12 protein-coding genes are annotated in these 14,270 nt (G+C 70.2%); 9 read left to right on the forward strand and 3 right to left on the reverse strand.

Annotated features, from left to right (window positions below; translation table 11 throughout):
- Positions 1–84: 84 nt before the first annotated feature.
- Entirely contained in the window at positions 85–960 is an 876-nt protein-coding gene (locus BO39_RS04445) for an aldose 1-epimerase family protein (RefSeq protein WP_043830507.1), read from the reverse strand.
- A gap of 108 nt (positions 961–1,068) precedes the next feature.
- Here BO39_RS04445 and BO39_RS04450 point away from each other — a divergent pair, with 108 nt between their 5' ends.
- Complete coding sequence (locus tag BO39_RS04450; protein WP_052401484.1) at positions 1,069–1,665, forward strand: YbhB/YbcL family Raf kinase inhibitor-like protein; 597 nt, start codon at positions 1,069–1,071, stop codon at positions 1,663–1,665.
- Between the two features lie 282 nt (positions 1,666–1,947).
- A complete protein-coding gene (locus BO39_RS04455; protein ID WP_043830508.1) occupies positions 1,948–2,337 on the forward strand; it encodes a hypothetical protein in 390 nt (129 codons plus the stop codon).
- A 159-nt stretch (positions 2,338–2,496) separates the two neighbouring features.
- On the opposite strand, the gene BO39_RS04460 is transcribed toward BO39_RS04455, so the two are convergent.
- Entirely contained in the window at positions 2,497–2,703 is a 207-nt protein-coding gene (locus BO39_RS04460; RefSeq protein ID WP_043830510.1) for a cold-shock protein, read from the reverse strand.
- A gap of 558 nt (positions 2,704–3,261) precedes the next feature.
- Between BO39_RS04460 and pnp the strand changes: the two genes are divergently transcribed.
- The 4 genes from pnp (at position 3,262) to BO39_RS04480 (ending at position 9,928) form a co-directional block, all read left to right on the forward strand.
- Positions 3,262–5,502 (forward strand): polyribonucleotide nucleotidyltransferase, encoded by a 2,241-nt coding sequence (gene pnp, locus BO39_RS04465; protein WP_043830512.1) that lies wholly within the window; start codon positions 3,262–3,264, stop codon positions 5,500–5,502.
- Between the two features lie 144 nt (positions 5,503–5,646).
- A complete protein-coding gene (locus tag BO39_RS04470; RefSeq protein WP_043830514.1) occupies positions 5,647–7,047 on the forward strand; it encodes an NAD(P)H-dependent flavin oxidoreductase in 1,401 nt (466 codons plus the stop codon).
- A gap of 167 nt (positions 7,048–7,214) precedes the next feature.
- Positions 7,215–7,664, forward strand: a complete 450-nt coding sequence (locus BO39_RS04475; RefSeq protein ID WP_043830515.1) for a (2Fe-2S)-binding protein — start codon at positions 7,215–7,217, stop codon at positions 7,662–7,664.
- A 23-nt stretch (positions 7,665–7,687) separates the two neighbouring features.
- Positions 7,688–9,928 carry a xanthine dehydrogenase family protein molybdopterin-binding subunit gene (locus tag BO39_RS04480; RefSeq protein WP_043830854.1) on the forward strand — a complete coding sequence of 747 codons (2,241 nt, stop codon included), beginning with the start codon at positions 7,688–7,690 and terminating at the stop codon, positions 9,926–9,928.
- 22 nt (positions 9,929–9,950) lie between these two features.
- On the opposite strand, the gene BO39_RS04485 is transcribed toward BO39_RS04480, so the two are convergent.
- Positions 9,951–11,303 (reverse strand): amidase, encoded by a 1,353-nt coding sequence (locus BO39_RS04485; RefSeq protein ID WP_043830517.1) that lies wholly within the window; start codon positions 11,301–11,303, stop codon positions 9,951–9,953.
- Positions 11,304–11,434: 131 nt separating this feature from the next.
- Between BO39_RS04485 and BO39_RS04490 the strand changes: the two genes are divergently transcribed.
- Genes BO39_RS04490 through BO39_RS04500 form a run of 3 tightly spaced genes read left to right on the forward strand, consistent with a single transcriptional unit; the run spans position 11,435 to position 14,263 of the window.
- Positions 11,435–12,421 (forward strand): TRAP transporter substrate-binding protein, encoded by a 987-nt coding sequence (locus BO39_RS04490; protein WP_043830519.1) that lies wholly within the window; start codon positions 11,435–11,437, stop codon positions 12,419–12,421.
- 2 nt (positions 12,422–12,423) lie between these two features.
- Positions 12,424–12,957, forward strand: a complete 534-nt coding sequence (locus BO39_RS04495) for a TRAP transporter small permease (RefSeq protein ID WP_198381897.1) — start codon at positions 12,424–12,426, stop codon at positions 12,955–12,957.
- Between the two features lie 25 nt (positions 12,958–12,982).
- Positions 12,983–14,263, forward strand: coding sequence for a TRAP transporter large permease (locus BO39_RS04500; RefSeq protein ID WP_043830520.1), 1,281 nt, complete (start codon positions 12,983–12,985; stop codon positions 14,261–14,263).
- Positions 14,264–14,270: the final 7 nt, after the last annotated feature.

The following is a 14,270-nucleotide window of genomic DNA, read 5'->3' on the forward strand; positions in this document are numbered from 1 at the left end:
TCCTGCGCGCCTTCGCCTGTGGCTGCGCTGCCGTATCATTCAGCGCCGGAGGTGACAACATCGTGAGGTATCCGCGCCTCCTGCTCAAGGCCGTTCCGCCGAAACCCACCAGCTGAAGGATCGTGCGGCGCCCGGGGCGAGGATGACGACACCTGGCTTCATCATGAAATCGCCGTCCCAGCCCATCGGTGCCGCCGTGCCGCACCAGGGTTCGAGGCAGAGGAAGCCCGCGCCGCCCGGCTTCGACCAGAGGCCGAGGTCGCCGTAGCCCTCCCACCCCATTTCGAGCGCCGCCCCCGGCGCCTCCAGGCGAAGGCGTCGGCCCGGGAAGTCCGGCAGCACAATCGCGTCGGCGTCAAAAAGGCCTGGATGCAGCGGCAGCCGCCCGCCGGGCAGGGGAATGCTCTCCGCCGTGTCCAGCAACCCGCCCGTCAGCCGCCTGGCGGAGAGGGAGTCCAGCTCGACCTCCGGGAAGGTCAGGGCGTGATCCTGCTGCGCCGCCGTGCCGGGCAGCGGCCAGGCAAAGGCGGGATGGGCGCCGAGGCTGAAGGGAAGGGGCCCCGGCCCAGGGTTCGAAACGGTGGCGGTACAGGCGAGCCGCCCCTCCGCCACCGTCCAGTCGAGATCAAGGATGAAGGGGAAGGGATAGGCCGCGAGCGTTGCCGCATCCGCCTCCAGCCGCAGTCCGCAGCCATCGGCCGCGCGACGCCTCCAGGCAAAGCGCCGGTCGCGCGCGAAGCCGTGCTGTGTCAGCCGGTAGCTGCGGCCCTCGTGGCGCAGCGTGTCGTTGGGCAGGCGCCCGACGATGGGGAAGAGCACCGGCGCGTGGCGCGGCCATTCCTGCCCCGCGCCCCAGAGCCACTCCTCGCCGGAGGCGTCGCGGAGCGAGCGCAGCTCCGCCCCCTCCGCCGAGACGCTGGCGAGGAGGCGGGAGTCGCCGAAGCGGTGAAGGTCAGCCATGCGCCAGGGATCGCCCGTCGGCGGAAGCCGCGCAAGCGTGCGGACGCAACCCGGCCCCGCCGCGCGCGTCCCTTTCAACAGGGACCGTTACAACCCTCGGGAGACGCCATGCTGCAAGTCCTGCCCGCCGGCTTCGGCCGCCTCCTCTCGCGCATGCGGCCCGGCATCAACGCCCTGCTCTTCGCCGGGGTGAACGTGCCGGCCGTAATCGAGGTGACGAGCCCTGCCTTCGTGCAGGGCGGGATCATTCCCGCTCTCTACACCGCGGACGGTCCGGGCCTCTCCCCGCCCATCGCCTGGCGCGGCCTGCCCGAGGACGCCGCCGCGCTGATGCTGGTGGTGGAGGACGCCGACAGCCCGACGCCCCGCCCCCTGGTACACGCGATCGCCACGCGCCTGCCCGTTCAAGGGGCGGGCCTCGCCGCGGGCGACCTGCCGGGGCTTTCCGGGGTGGGGATGGGGCGGAACTCGTATTTCCGGACGGACTGGCTGCCGCCCGACCCACCCCCGGGCCACGGACCGCACCGTTACGCGTTTCAGCTCTTCGCGCTCAGGCGCCGGCCGGAAGGCCTCGGGGAGAACCCTGGCCGCGGTGCCATCCGCGCCGCGCTGGGGAAGGGGGTGGTCGCGAAGGGCTGCCTTATCGGCGTCTATGCACGCCCGGCGTCGCGATCCCTCGGCCGTATCAGCCGAGGATCTCGCTGACGATCTGGCGGATCTCCGCCTCGGTGAGGGTGCCGGCCGGCGCGGGACGAGAGGAGGGGGTAGGCGGCCTGGGAGGCTGCCGCTGGGTAAGATAACTCATGATAGAAGTGATTCCTTGTTTTTCATTGTTTTCCGGCGGTCTTGGCTGCACTGGGTCGAATAACGCGGGGCCGGAGGGCCGCACTCATGCAGCCGTTCCACCAACCATTCGATGAACGATGTGGCCTGCCTTCACGAGGCCTTAACCTGCAAAGGTCCAGCCTCGGCCTAGGAGGTTCCTGCATGGCCCAGCCCACCGCCGCAGCCGCCCATGCCCAGGATGAGGTCAGGGACGCGCGCCTCCGCATCGCCCGCCATCTGGCGGAACTGCACAGGCTCCACCTCGCGCTAGCCCAGGACACGCGGGAGTTGAAGCGCTTCAGCCTTGGCGGACACCCAAGGATCGAGGCGGAGATCGCCGCCGAAACACTTGAGCAGTATCTCAGCGCTACCGGCGCGTTCCTGGAGAACATGCGCGGACGCTTTGAAGCGAGGCTCCCGACCATCCGTCGTGGAGAGCCGCAGGGAACCGGCGGCGCGGCCGACATGGCGGCGGGACACGGTGCCTTCTGGCTTGTCTTTTCCCGGCTATGCGCCGTGCTGCGCCAGGTTGAACGGCGAGTGGCCGGATAACGGACGTACCACCATGCCACCAGCATCCGGGTAGCACGCCCGGCACTTCAGCCGGCCTTGAATGACGAATGCCGGTTGAGAAGTGCTGAAGCGGGCGCCACAAGCCTTTACGCTACTGGCGCCCGCCGGCTTGGGCGGCGAACCGCCCGGCGGATCAGCTCAGCCCATCTGCAGGTTGGCGGCGGACATCTTGCCCTTCGGATCCTTCTGGACCTCGAAGGAGAGCTTGTCGCCCTCGTTCAGGCCGCGAAGGCCCGCGCGGGTGACGTCCGAGATGTGGACGAACACGTCCTTGGAGCCGTCATCCGGCTGGATGAAGCCATAGCCCTTGGTCGCGTTGAACCACTTCACGGTTCCGGTCGGCATCGGTCGCGTATCTTTCGAGAGAGGTTGCCCCGCGGGCCGGTCCCGACGAGGAGCCAGGAACCGGCGGGGAGGCGTGGCCGGTCGCCCCGTGGCAGGGCGAGGAAAGCGTCCGAACCAGCGTGGCGTGTCTGAGGTAGGGTCCGGATGAACGGATTGCAACTACCCAGCCGCTGGTCGGATTAGCCCTTGTTAAAGACGCCCGTAGCGGCCTCTGTGGGTGCCGCCTGTGATGGGGCGATCAGCCTTTCCCCCAGGCCTGTTTTCCCCTGGCCTTCGGCGGGCGAAGGGGCCATATAGCGGCCCGCCGGGCTTGACCTCCATGGTCCAGCCCGCCCTCCGCGTATGCGGTGGGCTGACAGGAACGGCCACGCCGCGGCGTTTCCGGCCACATGGACCCCGTCGCGCAGACCCGGCGCGCGGACCCCATGCCGCCCGAAGCGCCGGGGACCCCCAAGCCCGAAGCGCGGGCCAGCGGGGCGCAGAGACCCTTCATCCCATCCGCGTCGCAACACCGTCCCGCCAGGCAATCCGGCCCGGTGGGGCCGACAGGATGCACGCATGTTCGACAACTACTACCGCAAGGACATCGAGTGGGGCGGCAAGACGCTCACCCTCGAGACCGGTAAGGTGGCCCGCCAGGCCGACGGCGCCGTGATGGCCCGCCTGGGCGACACCATCGTCCTCTGCACGGTGGTCGGCGCCCGCTCGGTCAAGCCGGGTCAGGACTTCTTCCCGCTCACCGTCAACTACCAGGAGAAGGCCTTCGCGGCCGGCAAGATCCCGGGCGGCTTCTTCAAGCGCGAGGGGCGTCCCTCCGAGAACGAGACCCTCGTCTCCCGCCTCATCGACCGCCCGATCCGCCCGCTCTTCCCGGAGGGCTTCCGCAACGAGGTCCAGGTGGTCGCGACCGTTCTGTCGCACGACCTCGAGAACAACCCGGACGTGGTCGCCATGGTCGGCTGCTCCGCCGCCCTGACCCTCTCGGGCATTCCCTTCTTCGGCCCGATCGCCGGCGCCCGCGTGGGCTATGCCGGGGGTGAGTACATCCTCAACCCGACGATGGACCAGGTGAAGACGAGCGAGCTCGACCTCTTCGTCGCCGGCACCGCCGAGGGCGTGCTGATGGTCGAGTCCGAGGCGAAGGAGCTCTCCGAGGAGGTGATGCTCGGCGCCGTCGAGTTCGGCCACAAGTCCTTCCAGCCGGTCATCCGGGGCATCATCGAGCTGGCCGAGCGCGCCGCCAAGGAGCCCTGGCCGCTGGCCGAGGTGTCCGACGCCGAGAAGGCCCTCAAGGCCCGCATCGCCGAGCTCGGCACCGCCGAGATGACCGAGGCCTACAAGGAGACGGTCAAGCAGACGCGCTATGCCAAGGTCGGCGCGGTGAAGAAGTCCATCCTCGAGAAGCTGGAAGCGGAGGGCCACGACCCCGCCGCCGCCAAGGGCCTGATGAAGGGCCTCGAGGCCGACGTGGTGCGCAACACCATCCTCGACACCGGCATCCGCATCGACGGCCGCGACACCAAGACCGTTCGCCCGATCGTGGCCGAGGTCGGCGTGCTGCCGCGCGCCCACGGTTCCGCCCTGTTCACCCGCGGCGAGACCCAGGCGTTCTGCGTGGCGACCCTCGGCACCGGCCAGGACGAGCAGATCATCGACGCCCTCCCGGGCGAGTACCGGGAGAACTTCATGCTGCACTACAACTTCCCCCCCTACTCGGTGGGCGAGACCGGCCGCATGGGCTCCCCGGGCCGGCGTGAGATCGGCCACGGCAAGCTTGCCTGGCGCGCAATCCACCCGCTGCTGCCCGAGAAGGAGAAGTTCCCCTACACCATCCGCGTGGTGTCGGAGATCACGGAGTCCAACGGCTCCTCCTCCATGGCCACTGTCTGCGGCACCTCGCTGTCGCTGATGGACGCGGGCACGCCGCTCAAGCGCCCCTGCGCCGGCATCGCCATGGGCCTCATCAAGGAGGAGAAGGGCTTCGCCGTGCTGTCCGACATCCTCGGCGACGAGGACCACCTCGGCGACATGGACTTCAAGGTGGCCGGCTCCGAGCAGGGCATCACCGCCCTGCAGATGGACATCAAGATCACGTCCATCACCTTCGAGATCATGCGCATCGCGCTCGATCAGGCGAAGGACGGGCGGATCCACATCCTCGGCGAGATGGCCAAGGGCCTGTCCGGCAGCCGCGGCGAAGTGGCCGCGACGGCGCCCCGGATCACCGTGATCCAGGTGCCCAAGGACAAGATCCGCGAAGTGATCGGCACGGGCGGCAAGGTGATCCGCGAGATCGTCGAGCAGACCGGCACGAAGATCGACATCGAGGACGACGGCACGATCAAGATCGCGTCGAGCAGCCCCGAGGCGACCCAGGCCGCGATCGACCGGATCAAGGGCATCACGGCCGAGGCCGAGGTGGGCGCGATCTACAACGGCACCGTCGTGAAGGTCGCCGACTTCGGCGCCTTCGTGAACTTCCTCGGCGCCAAGGACGGCCTCGTCCACATCTCCGAGCTCGGCCAGGAGCGGGTGAGCCGCACCGGCGACGTCGTCTCCGTCGGCGACAAGGTGAAGGTGAAGGTCATCGGCTTCGACGACCGCGGCAAGGTGAAGCTGTCCATGCGGACGGTGGACCAGGCCACGGGCGCCGACATCACCGAGCAGGTCGGCGCCAAGCGTCCCCGCCCCGAGGGCGAGGAAGGCGGCGACCGCGGCCCGCGCCGTGAGCGTGGCGACCGCGACGGCTATCGTGGTGACCGTGGGGGTGACCGCGCCCCCCGCCGCCGCGAGGACTGATGAAACCAGGGGGCGGAGCCAGGGGTTTCGCTCCCTGAGAACATCGCCCAGCGGCCCGGAGGACTGTTCCATTCCTCCGGGCCGTTCCATATGGGCTTCTCTCGCTTAACCCATGTTTGTCCCCGTTTCAGGAACACCCCGGCTGTGAAGGCGATCAACACCATCCGCATGGGCGGTGCCGACGTTCTCCCCCTCGTCGAGGGCGGCAAGGGCGTCTCCGCGTCGAACGGCGCCTCCGCCGGCAACTGGGCCGCGGAAGGCGGCGTCGGCACCTTCTCCGCGGTCAACGCGGACAGCTACGACGCCGGGGGGCGCATCATCCCCCAGGAATACCACGGCAAGACCCGGCGCGAGCGGCATGAGGAGCTGGTCGCCTATGGCATCGCCGGGGGCATCGCCCAGGCGCGTGAGGCCTATGAGCGGTCGAACGGCAAGGGCCGCGTCCACGCCAACATCCTCTGGGAGATGGGCGGGGCAGAGCGCGTGGCGCGCGGGATGCTGGAAGGGGCGCGCGGCCTCATCAACGGCATCACCTGCGGCGCTGGCATGCCCTATCGCCTGGCCGACATCGCGCGCGAGTACCGCGTGCACATCTATCCCATCGTCTCCTCCTCCCGTGCCTTTTCCGCGCTGTGGAAGCGCGCCTATTCCAAGGCCAGCGAGTGGCTGGGCGGCGTGGTCTACGAGGATCCCTGGCTGGCCGGCGGCCATAACGGCCTCTCCAACTCCGAGGACCCGCGCAAGCCCGAGGCGCCCTATGCCCGCGTGCTGAAGCTGCGCCAGCAGATGCGCGAGTTCGGCCTCGGCGACGTGCCGATCATCATGGCCGGTGGCGTGTGGTGGCTCGAGGAGTGGGAGGACTGGATCGACAACCCCGAGCTCGGCCCGATCGCCTTCCAGTTCGGCACCCGCCCGCTGGTGACGCGCGAGAGCCCGATCCCCGACGCCTGGAAGCAGCGCCTGCTGACGCTCAAGCCCGGCGACGTGTCCCTCCAGAACTTCTCCCCCACCGGCTTCTATAGCAGCGCGGTGCGCAACGATTTCCTGCGCGAGCTGGAGGGGCGCAGCCACCGTCAGGTGGCCTATACCGTGCAGCCCGTGGGCGAGCACTCCGCGACCTATGGCGTCGGGCCGCGCAAGCGCCCCGTCTATCTCGTGCCGGCGGACCTCGAGCACGTCCGCCAGTGGGAGGCCGAGGGTCATACCGAGGCGCTGCGCACGCCCGACGACACGCTCATCTTCGTGACGCCCGAGACCAGCCGCGAGATCGTGGCGGACCAGATCGCCTGCATGGGCTGCCTCTCCCAGTGCCGCTTCTCCAACTGGGCGCAGCACACCGACGACCACTCCAACGGCAAGAAGGCCGACCCGCGCAGCTTCTGCATCCAGAAGACCCTGCAGGACATCGGCCATGGCGGCGACCCCGAGCACAACCTCATGTTCGCCGGCCACAACGCCTACCGCTTCGCGCAGGACCCCTTCTACTCCAACGGCTTCATCCCGACCGTGAAGGAACTCGTCGGCCGGATCATGACCGGCCGCTGATCGCACCTGCCGCCTGCTGGAAGGCCCGTTCCCTCCGGGGAGCGGGCCTTTCTCATACGCTTTCGCCGGAGAGTGATGGTGGGTTGTGCCAGCCCCGCTGACATTCTTGCCAGAAGCCCGCTAGCTTAGATCGATGGCCTTCAGGGGCCGAAGGAACGGAGCCGGCAATGCTGGAACTCAACATCAACGGCCAGACGAAGCAGGTGGACGCCGAGGGCGACACGCCGCTGCTCTGGGTGCTGCGCGACACGCTCGGCATGACCGGTACGAAATATGGCTGCGGCATCGCCCAGTGCGGCGCCTGCACGGTGCTGGTGGACGGCAACGCCACCCGCTCCTGCGTCACTCCCGCCGAGAGCGTGGTGGGCGCGCAGGTGACGACCATCGAGGCGATGGAGAGCGATCCCGTCGGCGCCAAGGTCGTAGAGGCCTGGGTTGCCGGCCAGGTGGCGCAATGCGGCTACTGCCAGTCCGGCCAGGTGATGGCCGCGACCGCGCTGCTGAAGGCGACGCCCAAGCCGACTGACGAGGACATCGCGGCCGCGATGACCAATCTCTGCCGGTGCGGCACCTACAACGCCATCGCCGCCGCCGTGCGGCAGGCCGCGACGGCCTGAGCGGGGATCGCATCGTGGACGGCATGAACATCCCCGGCACCGACGCGCTTCTCGGCACGCCGGTCTCCATCCCCGAGCGGGGCGTGGCCAACCTCTCCCGCCGCGGCCTCTTCGGTATCGGCGCGGGCGCGCTGCTGCTCGGCACGATGGTCCGCACCCGCCCGGCCCGCGCGCAGGGCGAGGGCATGGCGGCCGTCGCCCCTCGCCCGGGCACGCAGGTCCCGGCCTTTCTCGAGATCCGCAACGACGGCAAGGTGCGCCTCCTCTCGCCCTTCGTGGAGGGCGGGCAGGGCATCGCGACGGCCATGGCGCAGATCGTCGGCGAGGAACTGGACTTCGAGCCCGCGAACTTCATCGTGGACTGCGCCCCGCCCGGCGCCGACTACCTCATCGTCAACGGACGGCGCCTGACGGGCGGCAGCCTCTCGGTCCGCTCCAGCTACGCCACCATGCGCCAGCTCGGCGCCACCGCGCGCAACCTGCTCGTCCGCGCCGCCGCCGCGCGGCTGGACGTGCCGGAGGGCGAGCTGACCACCGAGCCCGGCCGCGTGATCCACAAGGCCTCGAACCGCAGCCTCGCCTATGGCGAGCTGGCCGAGGCCGCGATGAAGCTGCCGCCGAGCGAGGTCGCCTCCCTCCGCGACCCCGCGACCTTCCGCTGGATCGGCAAGCCCGTGCCGCGGCTGGATGCGCGCGACAAGTCCACGGGACGCGCCCAGTACGGCATCGACCTCACCGTCGAGAACATGCTCCAGGCGAGCGTGGTTCACGCCCCGCGCCTCGGGCAGGAGCCCGGCGCGATCGCGAACGAGGCGGAGGTGCGCGGCATGCCCGGTGTGCACTCCGTCCATAAGCTGCCCGGCGCCGTCGCGGTGCTGGCCGATAGCTGGTGGCGCGCCCGCAAGGCGTCCGAGGCGCTGAACGTCACCTGGGCGGAGGGGCGGCATGACCGCGCCTTGCCCGCCGACTTCTCCTCGGCCGGCATGCTGGCCACGCTGCGCGCCGAGAAGGGCGCCGGCAGCCCCGCGGAGGAGAGCGGCAACCTCGCCGCCGCCTTCGCTAGCGCCAGCAAGACGATCGAGGCCGAGTACGACGCGCCCTACCTGGCCCACGCGCAGCTGGAGCCGCCCTCCACCATCGCCCGCTTCAACGGGGACGGCACGCTGGAGCTCTGGATGCCCAACCAGGCGCCGGAGGTGTTCCAGGAACTGGCTGCCAAGGAGGCCGGGCTGGACGCGTCGAAGGTGAAGGTCCACTCGCCCATCCTCGGCGGCTTCTTCGGCCGGCACTTCACCTACGACGCCGCCGCGCCCTACCCGCAGGCCATCGCTCTCGCCAAGGCCGTGAACCGCCCGGTGAAGGTGATCTGGAAGCGCGAGGAGGAGTTCCTGCGCGACGGGCTGCGCCCCATGGGCTTCGTGCGCTTCAAGGGCGCGGTGGGGGCGGACGGCATGCCCGTCGCCCTCCAGGCCGCCGCGGTGGGGGAGGGGCCCATCGGCCGCTACTTCGCCGCCAATGCCCCCGTCGATCCCTCGATGGTCGAGGGCATCGCCGGCAAGCCCTACGCCATCGGCGCGAAGCGGGTGGACTGCGTGAAGCTGCGCCAGCCGCCGGTCATCGCCTTCTGGCGCTCGGTCGGCCACTCGATGAACGACTTCTTCTACGAGTCCTTCCTCGACGAGCTAGCGACCGCCGGCGGCAAGGACCCCTTCGAGATGCGGCTGGCGATGCTGAAGGACAGCCCGCGCCACGCGACGCTGCTGCGCGCGGTGGCCGATCTCTCGGGCGGCTGGAAGCGCGGTCCCTTCGATGCCGAGGGCGGCAAGCGCGCCCGCGGCGTTGCCATGGCCTCGCCCTTCGGCTCGGAGGTCGCGACCATCGCCGAGGTCTCCATCACCGACGGAGAGATCCAGGTCCACGACCTCTGGATCGCGATCGATCCGGGACGGGCGGTGAACCCCGGCCTGATCGAGGCCCAGGTGCAATCCGCGGCCGCCATCGGCCTCTCCTCCGCCCTGCTGGAGGAGGTGGTCTATGAGAATGGCGAGCCGCAGGCGCGGAACTTCGACGGCTACACCATCCTTCCTCATGCCCGGATGCCGCGGGTGCATGTGAAGGTGGTGGAGAGCGGCGCGGCGCTCGGCGGCGTGGGCGAGCCTGGCGTGCCCGGCGTGCCGCCGGCGGTGGCGAACGCGGTGGCCGCGCTGACCGGCCAGCGCATCCGCAGCCTGCCGATGTCAAAGGCCCGGCTCGGCTCCGCCTAGCCGAAGCGGCGGGCGGGGAGGATCACTCCCCGCCCGCCAGCGCGCCTTCCACCGCGCGGGCGACGGCAAGCAGCCGCCGGTCCCCGCCGTTCTCCCCCATCAGCATCAGCCCCACCGGCGCTTCGCCCGGCGTGTGGCAGGGAAGACTGATCGAGCAGCGGTCGAGGAAGTTACCGACCGCCGTGTTCCGCAGCAGCAGCAGGTTGATCCGGTTGAAGCTCTCGGCCGTCGCGAGTTCCGCGATGGCGGGCGGCGTCAGTGGGCAGGTGGGGGCGACAATGGCGTCGAAGGGCGCCGTGCGCGGGGCGGTGGCCGCGATGATGCTGGCGCGCGCGGCCCCCAACGCGATGAGGTCCGCCGCCGTCATGCCTGCGCCGCGCTCGATACGCGCGAGGATCAGCGGGTCGTAGAGGTCGCGCGCGCGGGCGATGAGGTCGCGGTGCAGCGCCCAGGATTCGGCCGCGGCAAAACCGCCGGTGGCGTTGGCCGCCGGGATCTCCGCCAGTTCCGGCAGCGCCACGTCCATCAGCCGCGCCCCCGCCGCTTCCAATCGCCGCAGCGCCAGCTCGAAGGCGGCGATGACGGCCGGGGCTAGCCCGTCGAAGAGAGCGGTCGAGCTGGGCAGGCCGAGGCGCAGCCCGTCGAGTGAAGCGGCCGGCGGCGGGGCGGCATCCTCCTCCCCCGCCATCACCGCATCCAGGATGGCGCAGCAGGCGGCGGAAGGCGCGAGGGGGCCGATGCTGTCGAGCGTGGTCGAGAGCGGGAAGGCACCCGCCAGCGGCACGCGCCGGGCCGTCGGCTTGAAGCCCGCGATGCCGCAGAACGCCGCCGGCACGCGGCAGGACCCGCCGGTGTCGGAGCCGATCCCGCCGAAGCCCATCCCGTCCGCCACCGCGACCGCAGCGCCGGAGGAGGAGCCGCCCGGCGCCCGCCCCGTCGCGCGGTCATAGGGCGAGAGGGGCGTGCCGAGATGCGGGTTGAGGCCGGTGCCGGAGAAGGCGAACTCCACCATGTTCGTGCGCCCGAGCACGACGAAGCCCGCGCGTTCCAGCCGCGCGATGGCGGGAGCGGTCGCCGTCGCGGGCGGTGCGTCGCGCAGCGCGACCGAGCCCGCGCGCGTCACCGCGCCCGCCTGGTCGAAGAGGTCCTTGATGCTGATGGGGATGCCCGCATAGGGGCTTGGCGCACGGCCGGCGCGGCGGAGCGAATCCATCGCCCCCGCGGCCGCGCGCGCGGCTTCCGCCTGCACCTCGACGAAGGCGCGCGCGCCCTCGCCGGCGGGGTCCGCAATTCGGCCGAGGGCCTCCTCCACAAGCTGCGCGGCGGTGGTCCCACCATCGGCGAGGGCGCGGGCGGCGGCGTCGATCGTCATCATAGCGCGATGATGCGGCGCCCGTGGGGGGACGGCAATGCGAGCGACGTTGACAGCGGATGGCGGCTGGCAGCACGTTGCGGATAACCATTGGGTTACCGTCAAGGGGCCCCTGCGACACCGGGAGACTGTCCATGACCATCCACGCGCCTCGCCGCGCCCTGCTCCTGGGCGCGCTCGCCGCCCCCTTCATTGCCGGCCGCGCCTTCGCGCAGGCGATCACGCTCCGCTCCGCCGACGTCCATCCGGACGGCTACCCGACGGTCGAGGCGGTGAAGTTCATGAGCAAGCAGGTCGAGGAGCGCTCGGGCGGGCGGCTCCGCATCCAGGTCTTCGGCTCCCGCCAGCTCGGCGAGGAGAAGGACACGCTGGAGCAGACGCGCTTCGGCGTCATCGACCTGAATCGTGTGAACTCCGCGAGCCTCAACTCCCTCATCCCCGAGACGGTGATCCCCGGCCTGCCCTTCCTGTTCCGGGACGAGGCGCACATGCACCGCGTGCTGGACGGCGCGATCGGCGACGACATCATGTCCAGCGGCCCGCGCCATAACCTCATCCCGCTCGGCTACTACGACAGCGGCGCGCGCAGCTTCTACATGCGCACGAAGGCGATCCACGAGCCGGGCGACCTGCGCGGCCAGAAGGTCCGCGTGCAGGCCTCGGACATGTGGGTGGCGATGATGCGCGCCTTCGGCGCCAACCCGACGCCGCTGCCGACCGGCGAGGTCTACTCCGCCCTCCAAACCGGCGTGGTGGACGGGGCCGAGAACAACTACCCCTCCTACCAGTCCTTCCGGCACTTCGAGGTCGCGAAGTTCTACTCCGTCTCCGAGCACTCCATGGCGCCGGAGATCCTGGTCATGGCCAAGCGCTCCTACGACCGCCTGCCGAAGGAGCTGCAGGACATCCTGCGCCAGGCCGCGAAGGACAGCGTGCCCGAGATGCGCCGCCTGTGGCAGGCCCGCAGCGAGGAGGCCAAGGCCGCCGTCATCGCCGCCGGCGCCCAGATCAACACCATGGACAAGACGCCCTTCGAGCGCGCCATGGGCCCGGTCTACGACCGCTTCGTGAGCGACGCCCGCATGAAGGGCATCGTCTCCCGCATCCGCGAGTCGACCTGATCGTGCTCGCCACCACTCAGCGCGGCTTCTCGGCCGCGCTGGATGCCATCTGCCGCGTCACCCTCTTCGTCGCTGCCTTCGCGCTGCTCGCGATGGTGGCAGTGGTGGCCTACGCCGTCTTCGGGCGCTTCGTCTTGAACGACACGCCCTCCTGGGCGGAGTCGGCCGCGATGATGCTGATGGCCTGGACCATTATGGGTGCCGCCGCCGTCGGCGTGCGGGAGGGCTTCCACATGGGCTTCGACACGCTAAAGACCCTGCTGCCCGCCCCGCTCGAACGGCTCTGCGACGTGGTGTCCGACCTCTGCATCACCGCCTTCGGCATCGGCATGGCCTGGTTCACCGGCCAGCTCGCGGCTGAGGTGGCCGACACCACCCTGCCCACCATCGGGCTCAGCGGCGCGGTGGAGTACCTGCCGCTGGTCCTCGGCGGCGTGCTCATCACCCTGTTCGGGATCGAGCGCCTCCTTGCCCACGCGGCCGGGATGCGGGCGCCGGCGGACATGCACCCCAAACCCATCCTAACCGACGCCTGACGCCCCGGGCGCGGAGAGACAATCCATGGATATCGCGGTCCTGCTCGGCAGCTTCGCGCTGCTGCTGCTGATCGGCACGCCCGTTGCCTTCGCGCTGGGCATCGCCGCCTTCGTCACGGTGCTCTGGATGGATCTGCCGGCCATCGTGGTCTTTCAGCAGATCGCCTCTGGCATGAACATCTTCTCCATGCTGGCGATCCCCTTCTTCATCTTCGCCGGCGACCTGATGATGCGCGGCCAGATCGCCGACCGCCTCGTGGCGCTGGCCTCCGCCATGGTGGGCCACCTGCGCGGGGGTCTGGGCCAGGTGAACGTGGTCGCGGCGACGCTCTTCGGCGGTGTCTCGGGCTCGGCCGTCGCCGACGCCTCGGCCATCGGCGGCGTGATGATCCCGCAGATGCGGGCGCGGGGCTACGCGCCGGACTACGCGGTGAACGTCACCGCCAACGCGGCGCTGATCGACCTGCTGATCCCGCCCAGCCACAACATGATCCTCTACGTCATCGCCGCCGGCGGCGCGATCTCGGTGGCGGACCTCTTCACCGCGGGCCTCATCCCCGGCCTGCTGCTGATGCTGACCATCATGTTCGTCGCCTGGCTCGTCGCCGTCCGCCGCGGCTACCCGCGGGAGACCTTCCCGGGCTGGTGGGCGCTGCTGCGCCTCGCCGTCGGCGCCATCCCCGGCCTGATGCTCATCGTCATCATCTTCGCCGGCGTCCGCTCGGGCATCTTCACCGCCACCGAGAGCGCCTGCGTTGCCGTGATCTACGCCCTGCTGGTCATCGGCCTCGTCTATCGCAGCCTCACCTGGGGGGCCTTCAAGGAGGCCGTCCTCGGCGCCTGCCGCACCACGGGAATGGTGCTGCTGATCATCGGCACGGCCTCCGCCTTCGGCTGGCTGATGGCGCTGATGCAGGTGCCGGCCGCGGCCGTCGCGATGATGAAGGGCATCACCTCCGACCCGTTGGCCATGCTGCTGCTGATCAACGTCGTCCTGCTGGTGCTCGGCACCTTCATGGACATGGCGCCGCTGATCATGATCGGCACGCCGGTCTTCCTGCCGGTGGCCGTGGCCGCCGGGATGGACCCCGTGCAGTTCGGCATCGTGCTCATCCTGAACCTCGGCATCGGCCTGATCACGCCCCCGGTCGGTCCCCTGCTCTTCGTCGCTTGCGCGGTGGGCAAGGTCTCGATGTGGGAGGCCACGCGCACCAGCGCGCCCTTCTACATCGCCAGCTTTGTGGTCCTGTTGGCCGTGACGTACATTCCCTGGCTCTCGCTCTGGCTCCCGTCCGTCTTCCACTGAGGCCCTC

The organism is Roseomonas aerilata DSM 19363 (assembly GCF_000711725.1).
In the GTDB taxonomy this organism is placed as follows: Bacteria; Pseudomonadota; Alphaproteobacteria; order Acetobacterales; family Acetobacteraceae; genus Roseomonas; species Roseomonas aerilata.